Genomic DNA, 16,724 nt, shown 5'->3' on the forward strand with positions numbered 1-16,724 from the left:
TCCTCTTTTCATGCTAAACGCATACTCATTCAGGAAAGTCGAGTATATCGATGTCCATCAATTGGTGAATAACGCGTGAAATAAATATGCCGTCCCCCTGCAACATATAGTAAATGGAATGTCTTTTGAATTCGAAGCGGCGTATTCCTGTGCATATCCAGTCACATTCCCTGCCAATCCAGGGAGATGTTGCCAGTAGTTCAAACGTTTTTTTCGTCTCATTGTGATAATGACTGGCCTGGTTTTGTCCAAACTGCTGTATTGTATAACGAGCAATCTGAAAAATATCTTCTTCGGCCAGTTCGGAAAACTTATACATTTGAGACCGTTGCAGCCCTTGCAAAAATGTCATCCATACTGTTTTTGCTGACTGGTGAGTTCAGACCTGCTACTACCATTTCACGGACATTCTGAATACGTTGTTCACGAACTTCCATCAGGCGTAAAGCGTCACGGATAACTTCAGATGTGTTTCCATAACGGCCTGACTGAAGCATGTCCCCAACGAATCCATTAAAGTGCTCACCGAGGGTCACACTTGTTACACGAGCCATAAATCCACTCCTTTCTGCATTACTGAGTAATACTCATGATAGCAAAAAAGCCTTCCTCCAGACAGGACAGATATCTTTTTGAGTGCCACTTCTATCTTGCAGAATGGGGTGACACTTTAAAACTGCATTGACAGGGGTTGTAGAGGCAAAGTTCACATGTCCGCATTATCATTCCCAACGATGTGGTGCTTTTCTATCAACTCAGGGGGAAATGTAATGAGGACCCTGCTGCATGACAGCTCAGGGATCAGGATTCTTTATGTTGAAAGAAATCAACTGCCTCAAAATCATCTAGGATATTATGATCATCGCCTGACAACTAAGTCACTCGGGGCTATCTGGAAAATGGAAAAGCACGATAAGCCGCTGGCGTTAGCGGCAAAGCGAGTGTGTTCTGGGTCGATAACAAACAGGCCGCTGGTGGCGACAGTTATACACAGTTTGTCAGAGCAATGTATGAGCTGAATATACAGACTGTCTGTACGGAAACTAGTTCAGTTATAGGTCGTGTTGAACGCGCTCATTTGACGCTTCAGGATCGCTTGGTCAAGGAACTCGTTATTCCTCCCTACTCCAAGTATGACCGGCTGTCTGAAATTGATCAGGGTGAATCGTGGATAATAAACGGGCTGGAATTCATCATTTATTCAGCCCACATTGGCAACCAGACAATAATAAATGCCAGTGCCAACATGCTGGCGTAATTTTGACCAAGCGTTAAGACGTTGAAAGACGCTATTCCATTTTCCGAATTCGGAAGGCAGGTCGTGCCACGGAATGCTTGTTCTCATACGATAAAGAATGCCTTCAAGCGCCTGACGATGTTTTGTTTTGTGGTAAATAAATCCAGTATGGTGCAGCTTATTCCATTGTGTATCTGTTAACATAGTTTGTAGCATGATGGTGAGGTCTGGTTATTTTTTGGCGAAAACGATTATACCCAATCATCATGCTGTTCAATAATTCTTCTCAAAACGTCAACAGCCCCTAGTAAAAACAATAACCTTTTTTTGCATTATTCTTCAGCATCCCGCACACGTCATATGATTTTTGGGATGTCATTAATCATTAATTTAAATTAACAATCAATGTGTGAGAATTACTTAATTGATATGGGGTGGATGTATGGCGTTGTTTAAATTTTAAATAAAAACAATGTATCATATTTAATTAAAAAATAAGGGGGAGTGTGAAATATGATATCAATCAATGAATTATATGAATAATATAGATTTTTATGATTTTATGTTATTTATTGATAGTTATGTGATATGTATCACTAGGAATATTATTATATAATTATTGGAATTATTGTTTTTGGTATTAAATGGTGAGGGGTTTTATTTTTCTTATCATAAATAGGATGCTTATTCTTCAGTATATTTACCAAAAAATAAGCTCTTACTGGTTGAGAGATGGCAGTCAGATATTTTAATTTATTCTTTTTCTTTCTTGTTTGATTTGCTGTTGGCTGTCAACAAATAAGGCGACTGCTGCCAGCGGCTGGGTGTTAATTGCAACAGGTTATGCGCCATAATAAAACCAATTGCTAAAGCCAGTAAGATCATGATCCTGAGTAGGTTGGTGGTGTTGTCCACCTGTTTGGATTCTGTCGCCAGTTTGTGTGTATCCAGTGTCAGGCGCAGAAAACCTTTTGGTTCCTCTTTTCCTGGAATGGGAACGACTATCTGGTGGTTAAAATAGCTGCCGGCTTTTTTACCATCCAGAGATAAGCGATCCCGCACCGATACATTTTCTCCGCTGTGGGCAACCTGCGTCCCATTGTTAAGATAGACACTGGCGTCAAGTATGCGGCTGTTTTTGGTCAGGTAGTGCAAATTAGCCAGTATCTGTTCATTATTAAGATCTTTGCTGCCACTCTCCATATAATCGGATAAGCTGAATGCGACTTGTTTTGCCAGGGTTTTCGCCAATTCCTCAAATTGATCCATCTGGGCCTGTTGGTGAGAACGGCTAAAATAAGAAACGCCCTGCATTAGAAATACTAATAAAGCAATACAAATCAATATAATAGCTGTTTTATGCAGTCGAAATTTTAATTTAGCTTTGGTCATGGTTATTTCTTCCAGGCGTTGGTCAACTCAATGTTGCCAGATGCAATATAGGGAGGATAGTTTGAAATGCAATTTTTTGCTGCCAGAGTCATGTGGGATTACAGGAGTAGGGATTAATGTCTAATAACCTGGCTTATCGCTATTTGCCGGAAGAGGTCCATAAGTGGCCGGGATTACCACTTTCGTTAAGTGGGGAGGAGGTGATGCCATTGGATTACCGGGCGGGTGACAGTGGCTGGTTGATATACGGCCGTGGCCTGGATAAACAACGCATCAGTAATTTTCAGCACCGGCTTGGTGCTGCTATTGTCATCGTCTCTTCATGGCGTATTGATGATTATCAGGTGGTACGTATTGCCGGAAGTTTGACTTCGCGTATTAAGAGGCTGGCTGATGAGTGCCGGTTGGATGTGGTTCCTTTGGGGCAGATCCCTCGGTTGCGCTCACCCGGTTTGCTGGTGATGGATATGGATTCAACGGCAATTCAAATTGAATGTATTGATGAAATTGCCCGTTTGGCCGGCGTAGGTGACCAAGTAGCCGAAATTACCGAGCGGGCAATGCAAGGAGAACTGGATTTTTCTGATAGCCTGCGGGAGCGGGTTGCTCAACTTGCAGGGGCTGATGCTGATATTTTGCGGCAGGTTGTTCAAGATTTGCCGCTTATGCCGGGGCTGACCAGTTTGGTACGTAAGTTACAATCTTTTGATTGGCATGTGGCAATCGCATCGGGGGGGTTTACCTATTTTGCCGACCATTTGCGCCAGAATTTACGTTTAGTTGCTGCGGTAGCAAACCAGTTAGAAGTCAAAAACAGCAAGTTAACAGGTAAGGTTATCGGGCCAATTGTTGATGCTAAATATAAGGCTGCCACATTGATGAAGCTGGCGAAAAAATGGGATATCCCGTTGGAACAAACAATCGCTATTGGGGATGGTGCCAATGATCTGAAAATGATTCGCAAAGCGGGGCTGGGTGTTGCTTATCATGCTAAACCGAAAGTTTATGCACAGTCGAAAGTGACAATTCGTCATGCTGATCTAATGGGAGTACTGTGTGTGTTAAGTGGCGGTCTTAAACACGAAGAACGTTAATAAAGTCGTTTTAGGGAGTACAGAGTGGCGAAAGCAGCAAAACGGGCGTTTGTCTGTAATGAGTGTGGGGCGGATTATCCGCGCTGGCAGGGGCAATGTAGTGCATGTCATGCCTGGAATACCATTACTGAGGTGCGTTTAGCCGCAGCACCTTCCTCTCGTAATGACAGGTTTAGTGGTTATGCGGGAGATGTTGGTGTCAGCAGGGTTCAGAAATTATCAGAGATTAGTCTGGAAGAACTTCCCCGTTTTTCCACTGGATTCAAAGAGTTCGATCGGGTTCTTGGCGGTGGTGTTGTGCCCGGTAGCGCGATTCTGATTGGAGGGAATCCCGGCGCAGGGAAAAGTACCTTATTGTTGCAGACGATGTGCCAGCTGTCTGCACAGATGAAAACCTTATATGTCACCGGAGAGGAGTCATTACAGCAGGTTGCGATGCGTGCGCACCGGTTGGGGTTGCCGGTTGATAATCTGAATATGCTGTCAGAAACAAGTATTGAACAGATTTGTCTGATTGCGGAGCAGGAGCAGCCAAAACTGATGGTGATTGACTCCATCCAGGTGATGCATATGGCGGATATTCAATCTTCTCCGGGGAGTGTCGCTCAGGTCAGGGAAACAGCCGCTTATCTTACCCGATTTGCCAAAACCCGCGGTGTGGCCATTGTTATGGTAGGTCATGTCACCAAGGATGGCTCGCTGGCGGGGCCGAAAGTGTTGGAACACTGTATTGACTGTTCAGTGATGCTTGATGGTGAAGCGGATTCCCGCTTTCGTACTTTACGCAGTCATAAAAACCGTTTTGGTGCTGTCAATGAGCTTGGGGTGTTTGCCATGACAGAGCAGGGATTGCGCGAAGTCAGTAACCCATCAGCGATTTTCCTTAGCCGTGGCGATGAAATTACGGCGGGTAGTTCCGTCATGGTGGTGTGGGAGGGAACTCGTCCTCTGTTGGTGGAGATTCAAGCGCTGGTGGATCATTCGATGATGACCAACCCACGCCGGGTGGCTGTGGGTTTGGAGCAAAACCGGTTGGCTATTTTGTTGGCGGTTCTTCATCGTCACGGTGGCTTGCAAATGTCCGATCAGGATGTGTTTGTCAATGTGGTTGGTGGGGTTAAGGTCGCGGAAACCAGTGTAGATCTCGCTTTACTTCTCTCTTTAGTCTCCAGTTTTCGCGATCGGCCTCTGCCGCGCGATTTGGTTGTCTTTGGTGAAGTGGGGCTGGCCGGTGAAATCCGTCCTGTACCCAGTGGGCAGGAAAGGATATCAGAAGCGGCTAAACATGGTTTCAAACGGGCGATAGTGCCTTATGCCAATATGCCGAAAAAAGAGCTGCCAGGGATGAAAGTTTTTGGTGTGAAAAAGTTGTCAGATGCGTTATCTGTTATGGAAGATCTTGATTAAACGGGAGGAGATATGGGTCAATTTGACTACCTTAGAGAAGCGATTAAACAAACGGGTTGTACGTTGCAACAAGTTGCTGATGCAAGCGGTATGACCAAAGGTTATCTCAGCCAGTTAATTAATGACAAAATCAAAAGTCCCAGCGCGCAAAAACTGGCATCTCTCCATAACTATTTGGGGGTGCAATATCCTGTGCAGAATAAAACGGTTGGGGTGATATTCGGTAAGTTCTATCCATTGCATACCGGGCATATCTATCTGATCCAACGGGCTTGTAGTCAGGTGGATGAGTTGCATATCATCCTTTGCCATGATGAGCCCAGAGATAGAGCGTTGTTTATGAGCAGCTCTATGTCGCAGCAACCGACGGTCAGTGATCGTCTGCGCTGGTTACTTCAGACGTTTAAGTATCAGAAAAATATTCATATTCATTCTTTCGATGAACAGGGAATTGAACCATATCCACATGGTTGGGATGTGTGGAGTAGAGGGATGAAAGCCTTTATGTCAAAAAAAGGGATTAATCCAAGTTATATTTATTCCAGTGAAGCTCAGGATGCTCCCCGTTATAAAGAGCAATTGGGAATTGAGACTATTCTTATCGATCCACAGCGCTCATTTATGAAGATCAGTGGTCGGCATATTCGTCAAGATCCATTCCGCCATTGGGAATATATCCCTACGGAAGTAAAGCCTTTCTTTGTGCGTACTGTAGCGATTCTCGGTGGGGAATCCAGTGGTAAATCCACATTGGTTAACAAATTGGCAAATATTTTTAATACTACCAGTGCCTGGGAATATGGTCGTGATTATGTTTTTTCTCATTTGGGAGGCGATGAGATGGCGCTGCAATATTCGGACTATGACAAAATTGCGTTGGGGCAGGCTCAATATATTGATTTCGCAGTAAAATATGCGAATAAAGTCGCATTTGTCGATACTGATTTCGTGACTACTCAGGCATTCTGTAAGCGGTATGAAGGACGTGAGCACCCATTTGTTCAGGCATTAATTGATGAATACCGATTTGATTTGGTTATTTTATTGGAAAACAACACACCTTGGGTTTCTGATGGTTTGCGTAGCCTTGGCAGCGAGCAGGATCGTAAAGCGTTCCAGCAATTGTTGGAAAATATGCTGAAAGATAACAATATTGAATATATAAATGTGAATTCACCAGATTATGATCAGCGTTTTCTGCATTGTATAGAGCTAATTCAGCAACTTTTAGCTGTGAATCCTAAGCAACACGTTAGTTGAATCATTTATAATTAGATTCATATATAATATTTTATATGATAAATTAATAAATATATTCGATGTATATCTAACCACAATATGAATTGTGGTTGGATGTTTTTATTACTTATAAGTAATAAAATATATAATGGCTATTAACATTTTTGATACTTCTATTGATTATTTATTTCTTGAATAAAAACAAAATTAATAATTAAATACTTCCATGTTGATTTATAAATAAAAATTTTTATGTTTGTGATTTATTTTCGAATAAGATAAGGTTGGTTTTTTTATTAAAAATTTAGATTTTCTATATATCGTTGTTATATGGGAATTAAATATTAATTTTAACTTGTTGTTATGATATTAAGGTGTTTTTATATATAAAAAATTATTTTTCTGATGTTATTTTTGTATTTGAACTAACAAGATAATGGCCTGTTGTTAATGAGTGGTTGATAGGAATGGGTTGATCTTGTTTAGTAAAATTTTAATTTTAGCATACAGATAGCCATTTGAAATAGTCACTGGTAGAAATATTGATATACTTTTAGTTGAAATATTTCTTATATGATTTCCCCTCGTTTGTGTAATCTTATAATGATGAATATCTGTATTTTTACGGATTGCTCTGGCTGCAAGTGTTACTGATAATGCCAGATTTCTTACACTATTATGCTGAGATAATGAATTTGAATCAAATTGCTACGATTGAAGCCATTGATATTTCATGTGGTTTTTCTAACAGTAAAGTTAACCAGAAAATGATTTCAGACATCACTCTTTCTATTTTTCCAGGTGAATTTACTTTAGTTACTGGGGATCTCCGTTCGGGAAAAAGTACTTTCCTGGCAACGATTTCTGGGTTATTGCGTCTTGATAGAGGAAAAATATTAATTGCTAACAAAGAATTGGGTAAACTGAATAACAGCGAATTAGATAGATTTCATTTGATGAATTGTGGTTTTATCTTTCAAAGAATTAATTTATCTAATGAACTTACGGTCCTGGATAATTTGCTATTATCTCTGTCCTGTGGAATCACAGCTTCTCATCGGGAAGCCATGATCAGGGCAACTAAGGCACTCAATATTGTTGGTCTGAAACACAAGAAAGATATATATCCCAATGAATTACATGATAATGAAAAACAACGGGTAGCAATAGCCAGAGCTATTGTGAAAAGCCCCTTGTATTTGTTTGCTGACGAGCCAACCAGTTATCTTGATAATTATGACTGTCAGGTAGCTATTGATATCTTAAGTTTTATTGCTCATAACCAAAGAGGAACGGTTATTGTGGCTTCACAGGATAATAGGCTTATTAGGCATGCAGATCGTATTATTACGTTGAAAGAAGGAAAAATTATTCATGATACTTATCTAACACATAGCATAATGAATAAAACTACGAGCTTATATGCAAATAATTGAGAGAAAAATGGCCTGTTATCAGGCCATTTTCAATATGATTATTTGCTGATTCTCTTATATTTAATGCGATGCGGTTCTAGCGCTTCGGCACCAAGAGTCCGCTTTTTATAGTCTTCGTATTCACTAAAGTTACCTTCAAAGAAAGTCACTTTACCCTCATCCTGATAATCAATGATGTGGGTTGCGATACGGTCAAGGAACCAACGATCATGGGAAATAACCATTGCACAACCTGGGAACTCCAATAGGGCGTTTTCCAGTGCACGCAGGGTTTCAATGTCCAGGTCGTTGGTTGGTTCGTCGAGTAGCAGCATGTTACCGCCAACTTGCAGCAGTTTAGCCAAATGTAGCCGGCCTCTTTCACCACCAGACAGTTCACCGACACGTTTACCCTGATCAACACCTTTGAAGTTGAAACGACCAACATAAGCCCGGCTTGGCAGCTCGAAGTTGCCGATACGCATGATATCCTGACCGCCGGAAATCTCTTCCCAGACGGTTTTCTTATCATCCATATTGTCACGGAACTGATCTACAGAGGCCAGTTTGACAGTTTCACCTAATGTGATAGTACCAGAATCGGGTTGTTCTTGGTTGGAAAGCATACGGAACAGGGTGGATTTACCTGCACCGTTAGGCCCGATAATCCCGACAATGGCCCCTTTTGGCAGAGAGAAGTTCAGATTGTCGATAAGCACCCGGTCGCCATAGGATTTGGTCAGATTTTCCACTTCCAGAACTTTGTCGCCCAGGCGTGGCCCAGGTGGGATAAACAGTTCACTGGTTTCGTTGCGTTTCTGGTATTCAACGTTGTTTAATTCTTCAAACCGGGCCAGACGTGCTTTACCTTTTGCCTGACGGCCTTTTGGATTTTGGCGAACCCATTCTAACTCTTTCTCAATAGATTTACGGCGGGCGGCTTCTGTTGATGCTTCCTGAGCCAGGCGGGCGTCTTTCTGCTCCAGCCATGAAGAGTAGTTACCTTCCCATGGAATACCTTCACCACGGTCAAGTTCCAAAATCCAGCCGGCAACGTTATCAAGGAAGTAACGGTCATGCGTAATTGCAACAACAGTACCTTCGTAATTGTGCAGGAAGCGCTCCAGCCAGGCGACGGATTCGGCGTCAAGGTGGTTCGTCGGTTCATCCAGCAGCAGCATATCTGGTTTTTCCAGCAGTAAACGGCAGAGTGCTACACGGCGGCGTTCACCCCCGGATAAATGCTCAATTTTTGCATCCCACGGCGGCAGACGCAGCGCGTCAGCTGCACGCTCAAGCTGGTTATCTAGATTATGACCATCGTGGGACTGAATAATTGCTTCCAGCTCACCTTGCTCTTTCGCCAGTTTGTCAAAATCAGCGTCAGGATCAGCATAGGCTGCGTAGACTTCATCCAGACGGGTCAGCGCGTGTTTCACCTCGCTAACCGCTTCCTCCACTGCTTCGCGGACAGTGTGCTCAAGGTTTAACTTTGGCTCCTGTGGTAGATAGCCAATTTTAATTCCCGGCTGTGGGCGGGCTTCGCCTTCGATATCTTTATCAATACCGGCCATAATCCGCAGTAAGGTTGATTTGCCCGCGCCGTTAAGGCCAAGAACACCAATTTTGGCTCCCGGAAAGAAACTCAGGGAGATATTTTTTAGAATATGACGCTTCGGGGGGACAATTTTGCCGACCCGATGCATGCTGTAAACATATTGAGCCACGTTGCTATAAGCCTCGCTATCTCTGATTGTTGTGATGATAATGCCTGTTTTGCGAAGTCAATCGCATGAACAGGGCGTGTTGGTATCTGATTATATCCAGTTAGGTTATTTATGTTCATCTGAACACGATTTATCACAGTTTACCCGATTTAAGTTAATAAACTCTATAATCCAATTGCCGGGATAAGATGACTCTGGGGTGAGTTTGTTAGGATGGATCAATTTATTGGATAAAAAACTTACCTGTTTAGTATATACGGTTAAATATTTCATCATGGTATGAATTAATGTGGTAAGTGGCGGTGATTATATTATTATGATGTGTATACATTTGTAATATTAATCTATTCAATTTGATCTCCGTGGGGAGTGTGTGGTAATGGCTAAATGGCAACACTTTGCGATGGCTATAGGATTGGTTTTTGTGCCTGTCGCAGCAAACGCTGATTCTCTGGATGATCAGCGACAGAGATATCAGCAAATTAAGCAAGCGTGGGATGCCAGTGATATGGCAGAAGTGGCGAGATTGATGCCAACATTGAAAGACTATCCTCTTTACCCTTATCTGAAATACCGGGAACTGACTCAGGATCTGGCGCTGGTGACACCAGAACAGATCCGTGGCTTTATTGATAGCTACCCTGATCTACCACCAGCACGCTCTTTATCATCCCGTTTTATCAGTGAACTTGCACATCGTGAAGACTGGCGCGGGCTGCTGGCATTTAGCCCTACAGCACCGAAATCGATTACAACCCGTTGTAATTACTATTTTGCCAAATGGGCTACAGGTGAAGAGCAGGTTGCCTGGCAGGGAGCGAAAGACATTTGGCTGAATGGGCGCTCTTTACCTGCTAGTTGCGATAAATTGTTTGATGTCTGGCAGCAAGCGGGTTACTTATCGGCGGAACTGATATTACAGCGTATTAGTCTCGCATTAAAAGCGGGGAATACTTCGCTGGTCAGTTACCTCGCTAAACGATTGCCACTGGGATACAAAAGTATTAGTGACGGCCTGATTAAGTTGCAGGATGATCCTGTTACCGTATCTGTTTTTGCTGATAATACCGGGCCAACTGATTTTACCCGTGCAGCTACCATAGCGGCTTTCTCGCGCTTTGCCCGTCAAGATACGGAGCAGGCAAGAGCTATCATTCCATCAATTGCCAGAGCGCAAAAGATGAATGATGGCGAGCGCCAGCGGTTAAAAGATATTGTTGCTTGGCAGTTAATGGGTGATGTGAACTATGAGCAAGAGAAGTGGCGCGATGATGTGATCCGCGATAGTCAATCTGTTTCACTGCTTGAGCGTCGTGTTCGTCTGGCGTTGGGTCATGCTGATGAACGTGGTTTGGTTCAATGGATCAAGTTGCTACCATTAGAGAACCAAAACAAAGAGGAATGGCGTTATTGGCGGGCTAATATTTTATTGGCGCAGGGTAAGAAAAGAGAAGGCGAGACGATACTGCGTAAGTTGACAGAAGGTCGCGGTTTTTACCCAATGGTTGCTGCGCAAAGACTGAATATCCGTTATCCACTGACGATTAACACCGCAGAAAAGCCAGATGGGACTATTGCTTCAATGTCCGAAGTGAGGAGAGTCAGGGAGCTAATATATTGGCAAATGGATAATCTTGCCCGCATAGAGTGGAGTTATTTGGTTGCTAACCAGGATAAATCAAAACAACAGCAGTTGGCACGTTATGCTTTTAACCAAAAATGGGCGGCTCTTAGTGTACAGGCGACAATAACCGGGAAAATGTGGGACCATCTTGAAGAGCGTTTTCCGTTGGCATGGCAGCAAGATTTCAGTCGTTTCACGTCAGATAAGGGGATTTCTCAAAGTTATGCAATGGCGATAGCCCGTCAGGAAAGCGCCTGGAATCCGCAAGCCAGTTCTCCAGTCGGTGCAATGGGTTTGATGCAGGTGATGCCGGGAACGGCGGTGGATACGGTTAAGCAAAATGGTATTCAGGGATATGTAAACAGTAGCCAGTTGATGAACCCGCTGACGAATATCGAAATTGGTACGGCTTATCTCGAATCGGTCTATCAGCGTTTTGGTCATAACCGAATACTTGCCAGTGCTGCTTATAATGCGGGTCCGGCCCGTGTGGATCGTTGGTTATCTGACAGTGGTGGGCGGTTGGATGCGATAGCCTTTATTGAAAGCATTCCGTTTTCTGAAACTCGCAGTTATGTCAAAAATGTTTTGGCTTATGATGTTTTTTACAGTAACTTCATGGGAAAGTCATTAAATGTGTTGACTAACGCAGAGTGGCAAAGGCAATACTGATTTATGGCAAACTGTGCTATGCTTCCGTACTAGTTAAATAGTATGACAACTGATTAATTATGACCCCAAATCATCTGATAGACCCGGCACTTTCGCCACAAGATAATGAAGACTGGCAACGCTTCGTGACGTTACTCCAACAGGCTTTTGCGCAAAATCTACAGCATCCGGTTTTGCAGTTATTATTGACGCCTGATGAGCGGACAGCTCTGGCTACAAGAGTACGAATTATTAAAGAATTGATGAGTGGGCAAATGAGCCAACGTGAGCTGAAAAATGAACTTGGGGTTGGAATTGCGACTATCACACGTGGTTCTAATAGCTTAAAGTTTGCTTCAAACGATGTGAAGGCGTGGTTAGAAGAGCAATTGCTGAAATAACAGGCCGCCGATGCGGCCTAGGGCGAATGCCTGTTTAACGGGCATTCAGTTCTTTATAAATTTCATGATGGACAGGCACTAAAGCGAGTATTAGGGCTTGATGGTACACACTGGTACGAGTCAGGATGCCATCAGTGAAAAAGCCAATAGCACCGCCTTTCTGTTTGATGTTATCAACACCAGTGAGGTAAGCCATTTCATGGCCTAATTCACGTCCTTCGCGGATACCATCAAGAATTTTCTCTGGCAGCATCAGGCTGGCAGAGCGAGATTCTCCGCGAATTTGCTGATATTCCACTACCATCCAGGCAAATGTCATATCATCTTCAATACCTGCTTCCACACCTACCCAAAAGTCTGCTTCGGGGCGGACCTGCCTGGCGGCCATCACGCGCTGACGGGCGCCGGTACGGGTTTCTGTGTTACCAATGGGTTGTTGTGGGACACTGCTGTCTACATTGATATCTTCGATCCGGTAAGCACCTGGTCCAAAAACGTCATCAAATGCTAGGCTGATGGCTTTAATTTTGGCGGGGTTGGTGGTTGCAGCAATAACGTGATACATAATAGATAAGTTATCCTTTGAACTAATATTTACGCAGTATAACGGAAAATGAAAATGTTACAGGTATATCTTGTTCGTCATGGGGAGTCCGAATGGAATGCGGCACGTCGTATCCAGGGACAATCTGACAGCCCTTTAACCGAAACAGGCGAATATCAGGCCAGATTAGTGGCGCAAAGAGTAAAGTCTGAAAATATTACCCATATTATTACTAGTGACCTCGGGCGTACACGCCGTACCGCGGAAATCATTGCTGAAGTTTGCGGTTGTGAAGTCGTTTTGGAGCCACGTTTGCGTGAATTGCACATGGGAGTGCTTGAGCGCAGAAATATTGATTCACTGACTTCAGAGGAAGAAAGGTGGCGTAAGAAAGTCCTTGATGGTACACCGGGCGGGCGCATCCCTGAAGGTGAATCTATGGAGGAACTCTCCGTGCGAATGAGGGCCGCGCTGGAGACTTGCCGTCATTTGCCTAGTGGTAGCCGGCCGTTACTGGTCAGTCATGGAATCGCTTTGGGATGTTTAGTTAGCACGATATTGGGATTACCCGCACATGCTGAACGTCGTCTTCGTTTGCGTAATTGCTCTCTGTCTAGAGTGGATTATCAGCACAGCCCGTGGCTAGCATCAGGCTGGATTGTGGAAACGGCAGGCGATATCACACATCTTGATATGCCCGCACTGGATGAATTACAGCGTTAGTGCTGGATAGGAATGAGATACTGAAATTCGATGATATGATTCGCTGCTTCCTTTTCCCGGTCATTGGTATTGGTGAGATAATAGCGTTCGATATCGTATCCTTTTCGGCGTGTCAGATTTAACATTGGCAAGCAAATACCATAGACGGTGAACAGGAAATCCTGTAAGCCATCTTTGGTGCCATAGTAACTGAATGAGACATACTCCCCAGCTGGCAATGTAACAGGTTGGCTACCTGCCACATCAAACTGTGCATATTTGGGTTCTACCGCTGTAGTGTAGAACACCGTTTGCTCATCTTCTTTTTCTGGGTTGAGAATCGCGTGGTGAAGGCCATAAAGCACAGGCGGTAACACTTCTGCATTTTGCAGATAATATGTCCAGAAATTATGGCGCATTTCAGTACAAGAACTAGACCATTGTTCCAGCGTATAGGAACAGGTCTGTTCTATACCAACCAGTGGTTGTTCCTCCAGCGTGATATATGTTGCTTCGGGAATATGTCTCTTATCCAGCAAGATGGGGGGACAAATACCGGCGGCACACCATTCCTCACTGAGCCGATAAAGTGCCGGAGTTTTATTGAACTGTTTTTTAAATGCACGAGTGAAAGTTTGTTGGGAGTCAAACCTGTACTGTAAAGCAATATCCAGAATAGGACGACTGGTTAAACGCAAAGCAACGGCTGCCCGCGATAACCTTCTGGCACGGATATAGGAGCCAATAGCCTGGCCGGTAACATCTTTAAACATACGTTGCAGGTGCCATTTAGAATAACCGGCTTTGGCTGCAACATTGTTGAGTGATAACGGTTGATCCAGATGATTATCTAGCCAACGTAATAAATCACGAATGATGCTGGTTTGATCCATACATCTCCTTAGTCATTAAGACCAGAAAGAATAATATAAGAGCCTATACCATTAGGCTATTTTATTTGCTATTTGAACAGGCCCGCAGACTAGGTGAAACGAATCATTCATATATATTGTGTACCTTCTGGTTTCTGCGTGTTGTTCGTGTTCATAATTTATGACAAAAGTAGCATTCAACAATAATTCTACTGGATATAAACACTAAGTGTAAGACAAGTCTTCTATTTACAATAGGATACTTATTCGTATTATTATTTCACTCATTACTTTATGAAATTATATTAATGAGTAACTATTATTGTTGGTGGTATTACCACACTGTTTGGTATTACTGTGGTGAAATTTTAGGCTTAATTAATTAAGGTGTGAGATTATATATGTTAAAAATCATAAAGATATTAGTAGCAACTACATTGTTGTTCGTACCTTTGGCTACTCAGGCTGAAGAAATTGGCTCGGTGGACACTGTTTTTAAATTTATAGGGCCAGATCACAAAATTGTAGTGGAAGCGTTTGATGATCCAGATGTTAAAAATGTGACATGCTACCTGAGTAGAGCAAAAACAGGTGGAATAAAAGGGGGATTGGGGCTTGCGGAAGATACCGCGGATGCGGCTATTTCCTGCCAGCAGGTCGGATCGATTGAGCTGACGGATAAGATTAAAAAGGGTAGTAAGAAAGGTCAGATTGTTTTCCAGAAACGCACTTCACTGGTGTTTAAAAAACTTCAGGTTGTTCGTTTCTACGATGTCAACCGTAATGCATTAGTCTATCTGACTTATTCTGACAAAATGATTGATGGTTCACCGAAGAATGCGATCAGCGCTGTACCTATCATGCCGTGGAAAGTTGTGGAAAATTGAGAGGCAGGATGGGGTTCCTCATGGATATCCCATCCTGTCATTTATTTTAGATTTATCGATAAGTCACATTACGCTTCTAAATCACCGCAGAAACGATAACCTTCACCGTGAATGGTGGCGATAATTTCCATCGTATCTGGGTTAGATTCGAAATGTTTACGGATACGCCGGATAGTCACATCAACAGTACGGTCATGGGGTTTCAGTTCACGGCCTGTCATCTTTTTCAGTAATTCTGCGCGAGTCTGGATCTTGCCCGGATTTTCACAGAAATGAAGCATGGCGCGGAACTCACTGCGCGGCAATTTGTATTGCTCACCAGCAGGGCTGATCAGAGAACGGCTATTGATATCCAATTCCCAGCCATTGAATTTGTAGCTCTCAACCTGGCGGCGTTCCTCGCTGAGATTACTCAGATTCATGGTACGGGAAAGCAGGTTGCGGGCCCGAATAGTTAATTCACGTGGGTTAAAGGGTTTGGTGATGTAATCATCCGCACCAATTTCTAACCCAAGGATCTTGTCTACCTCATTATCACGGCCGGTCAGGAACATCAAAGCAACATTCGCTTGCTCACGCAATTCGCGGGCAAGTAACAAGCCATTTTTGCCTGGAAGATTAATATCCATAATCACCAGGTTAATGTCATTGTCTGACAGAATATGGTGCATTTCTGAACCATCGGTGGCTTCATAAACGATATACCCTTCAGCTTCGAAAATGCTTTTTAGGGTATTGCGAGTGACAATCTCGTCTTCAACAATCAAAATGTGCGGGGTTTGCATGGTTGCTACCTAGAATCGCTTAAAATAAAATCAGAATGACTCAAACTACTCTTATCTCAGGATATTTACTGGTTATTGTTTGTCATCACTGAAATTATAGCTTAAGTCAGTAATAACATTTATTGATATGTTTTACACTGAAAGTAAAAGTTGTTTTTCCTTTGTGGGCATATACCCGAAAAAACTAGCTAAACAGTGTTATGTTAGTCTATTAACAGCAATATAACAGCTTGCAATGTATTTACCATCTAAAAAAACGACCTTTTATTGACGTACATCAAAATTGATTGTAGCACGTTAATATTATTTATATTTGTTATTTTATACTTTGTACTATGTCAGGGAAATGACAAATTCCTGTTAACGCACCGAGTGTTGTTGGGCAAAAAATAATCCGCAATAAGCTTGTTGGCGAACAAAAATAACTGATTTTTACTAAAAGATAAAACATATTGTTAATTTTGTTAAAAATAGATTTAACAACTAAAATATTACGTTCAGTAAGATATATTTGTTGGTATTGATGACTATGAAATGAATTATTCCAATGGGAAAAATATCAAAAACATAAGATTATTTAGATAAAATGTTTGACTTTTTGAGCGAATTCATTTAACCAGTATAGGGTCGAACCAATTAAATGACAGACAGGAACCTATGCAAACTATCAGCCTGAAAACAACAATTATTATCACCACCGGAACCACAGGTTACGGGGCGGGCTGACGCATATATTAAAGATAGAGA

The 16,724-nt window shown here is 42.7% G+C and carries 16 protein-coding genes, 2 pseudogenes and 1 other annotated feature (1 of these 19 only partly in view); of the genes and pseudogenes, 10 read left to right on the plus strand and 8 right to left on the minus strand.

The window, feature by feature from the left end; genetic code table 11:
- Positions 1-25: 25 nt before the first annotated feature.
- Together C5470_RS01110 and C5470_RS01115 are read right to left on the minus strand one after the other, a co-directional pair.
- Positions 26-319, minus strand: a complete 294-nt coding sequence (locus C5470_RS01110; protein WP_166285244.1) for a type II toxin-antitoxin system RelE/ParE family toxin — start codon at positions 317-319, stop codon at positions 26-28.
- Positions 312-554: a type II toxin-antitoxin system ParD family antitoxin gene (locus tag C5470_RS01115; RefSeq protein ID WP_166285246.1), complete on the minus strand. Its 243-nt coding sequence runs from the start codon at positions 552-554 to the stop codon at positions 312-314. Before C5470_RS01115 ends, C5470_RS01110 begins: the two co-directional genes overlap by 8 nt.
- 345 nt (positions 555-899) lie before the next feature.
- Between C5470_RS01115 and C5470_RS01120 the strand changes: the two are divergent.
- A pseudogene (locus C5470_RS01120) lies at positions 900-1,111 on the plus strand (ISNCY family transposase); the annotation flags it as partial.
- Between the two features lie 147 nt (positions 1,112-1,258).
- Here C5470_RS01120 and C5470_RS01125 read toward each other — a convergent pair.
- Both C5470_RS01125 and C5470_RS01130 read right to left on the minus strand, forming a co-directional pair.
- A pseudogene (locus tag C5470_RS01125) lies at positions 1,259-1,453 on the minus strand (transposase); the annotation flags it as partial.
- 537 nt (positions 1,454-1,990) lie between these two features.
- The gene (locus tag C5470_RS01130; RefSeq protein ID WP_166285248.1) at positions 1,991-2,629 is read right to left on the minus strand and encodes a YtjB family periplasmic protein; all 639 of its coding nucleotides are present in this window, start codon (positions 2,627-2,629) and stop codon (positions 1,991-1,993) included.
- 116 nt (positions 2,630-2,745) lie between these two features.
- On the opposite strand from C5470_RS01130, the gene serB reads away from it, so the two are divergent.
- From serB to C5470_RS01150, 4 genes are all read left to right on the plus strand, one after another.
- Entirely contained in the window at positions 2,746-3,723 is a 978-nt protein-coding gene (gene serB, locus C5470_RS01135; RefSeq protein ID WP_036843877.1) for a phosphoserine phosphatase, read from the plus strand.
- Between the two features lie 24 nt (positions 3,724-3,747).
- Positions 3,748-5,130: a DNA repair protein RadA gene (gene radA, locus C5470_RS01140; protein ID WP_166285250.1), complete on the plus strand. Its 1,383-nt coding sequence runs from the start codon at positions 3,748-3,750 to the stop codon at positions 5,128-5,130.
- Positions 5,131-5,142: 12 nt separating this feature from the next.
- Complete coding sequence (gene nadR, locus C5470_RS01145; RefSeq protein WP_166285252.1) at positions 5,143-6,390, plus strand: multifunctional transcriptional regulator/nicotinamide-nucleotide adenylyltransferase/ribosylnicotinamide kinase NadR; 1,248 nt, start codon at positions 5,143-5,145, stop codon at positions 6,388-6,390.
- A gap of 635 nt (positions 6,391-7,025) precedes the next feature.
- The gene (locus C5470_RS01150) at positions 7,026-7,805 is read left to right on the plus strand and encodes an ABC transporter ATP-binding protein (RefSeq protein ID WP_241826102.1); all 780 of its coding nucleotides are present in this window, start codon (positions 7,026-7,028) and stop codon (positions 7,803-7,805) included.
- 38 nt (positions 7,806-7,843) lie between these two features.
- On the opposite strand, the gene ettA is transcribed toward C5470_RS01150, so the two are convergent.
- Positions 7,844-9,511, minus strand: coding sequence for an energy-dependent translational throttle protein EttA (gene ettA / locus C5470_RS01155; protein WP_166285254.1), 1,668 nt, complete (start codon positions 9,509-9,511; stop codon positions 7,844-7,846).
- A 379-nt stretch (positions 9,512-9,890) separates the two neighbouring features.
- Here ettA and sltY point away from each other — a divergent pair, with 379 nt between their 5' ends.
- On the plus strand, positions 9,891-11,807 hold the full coding sequence (gene sltY / locus C5470_RS01160; RefSeq protein WP_166285256.1) for a murein transglycosylase: 1,917 nt from the start codon (positions 9,891-9,893) through the stop codon (positions 11,805-11,807).
- Between the two features lie 59 nt (positions 11,808-11,866).
- A complete protein-coding gene (gene trpR, locus C5470_RS01165) occupies positions 11,867-12,187 on the plus strand; it encodes a trp operon repressor (protein WP_166285258.1) in 321 nt (106 codons plus the stop codon).
- Between the two features lie 34 nt (positions 12,188-12,221).
- Here trpR and yjjX read toward each other — a convergent pair whose 3' ends face one another.
- Positions 12,222-12,752 (minus strand): inosine/xanthosine triphosphatase, encoded by a 531-nt coding sequence (yjjX, locus tag C5470_RS01170; protein ID WP_021326493.1) that lies wholly within the window; start codon positions 12,750-12,752, stop codon positions 12,222-12,224.
- Between the two features lie 54 nt (positions 12,753-12,806).
- On the opposite strand from yjjX, the gene gpmB reads away from it, so the two are divergent.
- Positions 12,807-13,454, plus strand: coding sequence for a 2,3-diphosphoglycerate-dependent phosphoglycerate mutase GpmB (gpmB, locus tag C5470_RS01175; protein ID WP_166285260.1), 648 nt, complete (start codon positions 12,807-12,809; stop codon positions 13,452-13,454).
- On the opposite strand, the gene robA is transcribed toward gpmB, so the two are convergent.
- Entirely contained in the window at positions 13,451-14,326 is an 876-nt protein-coding gene (gene robA / locus C5470_RS01180; protein WP_133816354.1) for an MDR efflux pump AcrAB transcriptional activator RobA, read from the minus strand. The two genes, gpmB and robA, sit on opposite strands and share 4 nt — an antisense overlap.
- Before the next feature lie 380 nt (positions 14,327-14,706).
- On the opposite strand from robA, the gene creA reads away from it, so the two are divergent.
- Positions 14,707-15,192, plus strand: a complete 486-nt coding sequence (gene creA, locus C5470_RS01185; RefSeq protein ID WP_166285262.1) for a protein CreA — start codon at positions 14,707-14,709, stop codon at positions 15,190-15,192.
- 68 nt (positions 15,193-15,260) lie between these two features.
- Here the strand turns inward: creA and arcA are convergent, their stop codons facing one another.
- Positions 15,261-15,977, minus strand: coding sequence for a two-component system response regulator ArcA (arcA, locus tag C5470_RS01190; protein WP_166285264.1), 717 nt, complete (start codon positions 15,975-15,977; stop codon positions 15,261-15,263).
- A gap of 657 nt (positions 15,978-16,634) precedes the next feature.
- On the opposite strand from arcA, the gene thrL reads away from it, so the two are divergent.
- The gene (gene thrL / locus C5470_RS23520; RefSeq protein WP_146110721.1) at positions 16,635-16,703 is read left to right on the plus strand and encodes a thr operon leader peptide; all 69 of its coding nucleotides are present in this window, start codon (positions 16,635-16,637) and stop codon (positions 16,701-16,703) included.
- Positions 16,642-16,724: a sequence feature (Thr leader region), on the plus strand; it runs 39 nt beyond the window's last position. Its footprint overlaps the gene before it by 62 nt.

This window comes from Photorhabdus stackebrandtii, from assembly GCF_011189495.1.
Lineage (GTDB): Bacteria > Pseudomonadota > Gammaproteobacteria > Enterobacterales > Enterobacteriaceae > Photorhabdus > Photorhabdus khanii.

Coding starts and splice junctions, on each gene's coding strand:
- trpR (WP_166285258.1), top strand. CDS start 11,867: ATGACCCCAAATCATCTGATAGACCCGGCACTTTCGCCACAAGATAAT.
- C5470_RS01130 (WP_166285248.1), bottom strand. CDS start 2,629: ATGACCAAAGCTAAATTAAAATTTCGACTGCATAAAACAGCTATTATA.
- sltY (WP_166285256.1), top strand. CDS start 9,891: ATGGCTAAATGGCAACACTTTGCGATGGCTATAGGATTGGTTTTTGTG.
- serB (WP_036843877.1), top strand. CDS start 2,746: ATGTCTAATAACCTGGCTTATCGCTATTTGCCGGAAGAGGTCCATAAG.
- C5470_RS01150 (WP_241826102.1), top strand. CDS start 7,026: ATGCCAGATTTCTTACACTATTATGCTGAGATAATGAATTTGAATCAA.
- gpmB (WP_166285260.1), top strand. CDS start 12,807: ATGTTACAGGTATATCTTGTTCGTCATGGGGAGTCCGAATGGAATGCG.
- creA (WP_166285262.1), top strand. CDS start 14,707: ATGTTAAAAATCATAAAGATATTAGTAGCAACTACATTGTTGTTCGTA.
- C5470_RS01115 (WP_166285246.1), bottom strand. CDS start 554: ATGGCTCGTGTAACAAGTGTGACCCTCGGTGAGCACTTTAATGGATTC.
- nadR (WP_166285252.1), top strand. CDS start 5,143: ATGGGTCAATTTGACTACCTTAGAGAAGCGATTAAACAAACGGGTTGT.
- arcA (WP_166285264.1), bottom strand. CDS start 15,977: ATGCAAACCCCGCACATTTTGATTGTTGAAGACGAGATTGTCACTCGC.
- yjjX (WP_021326493.1), bottom strand. CDS start 12,752: ATGTATCACGTTATTGCTGCAACCACCAACCCCGCCAAAATTAAAGCC.
- robA (WP_133816354.1), bottom strand. CDS start 14,326: ATGGATCAAACCAGCATCATTCGTGATTTATTACGTTGGCTAGATAAT.
- C5470_RS01110 (WP_166285244.1), bottom strand. CDS start 319: ATGTATAAGTTTTCCGAACTGGCCGAAGAAGATATTTTTCAGATTGCT.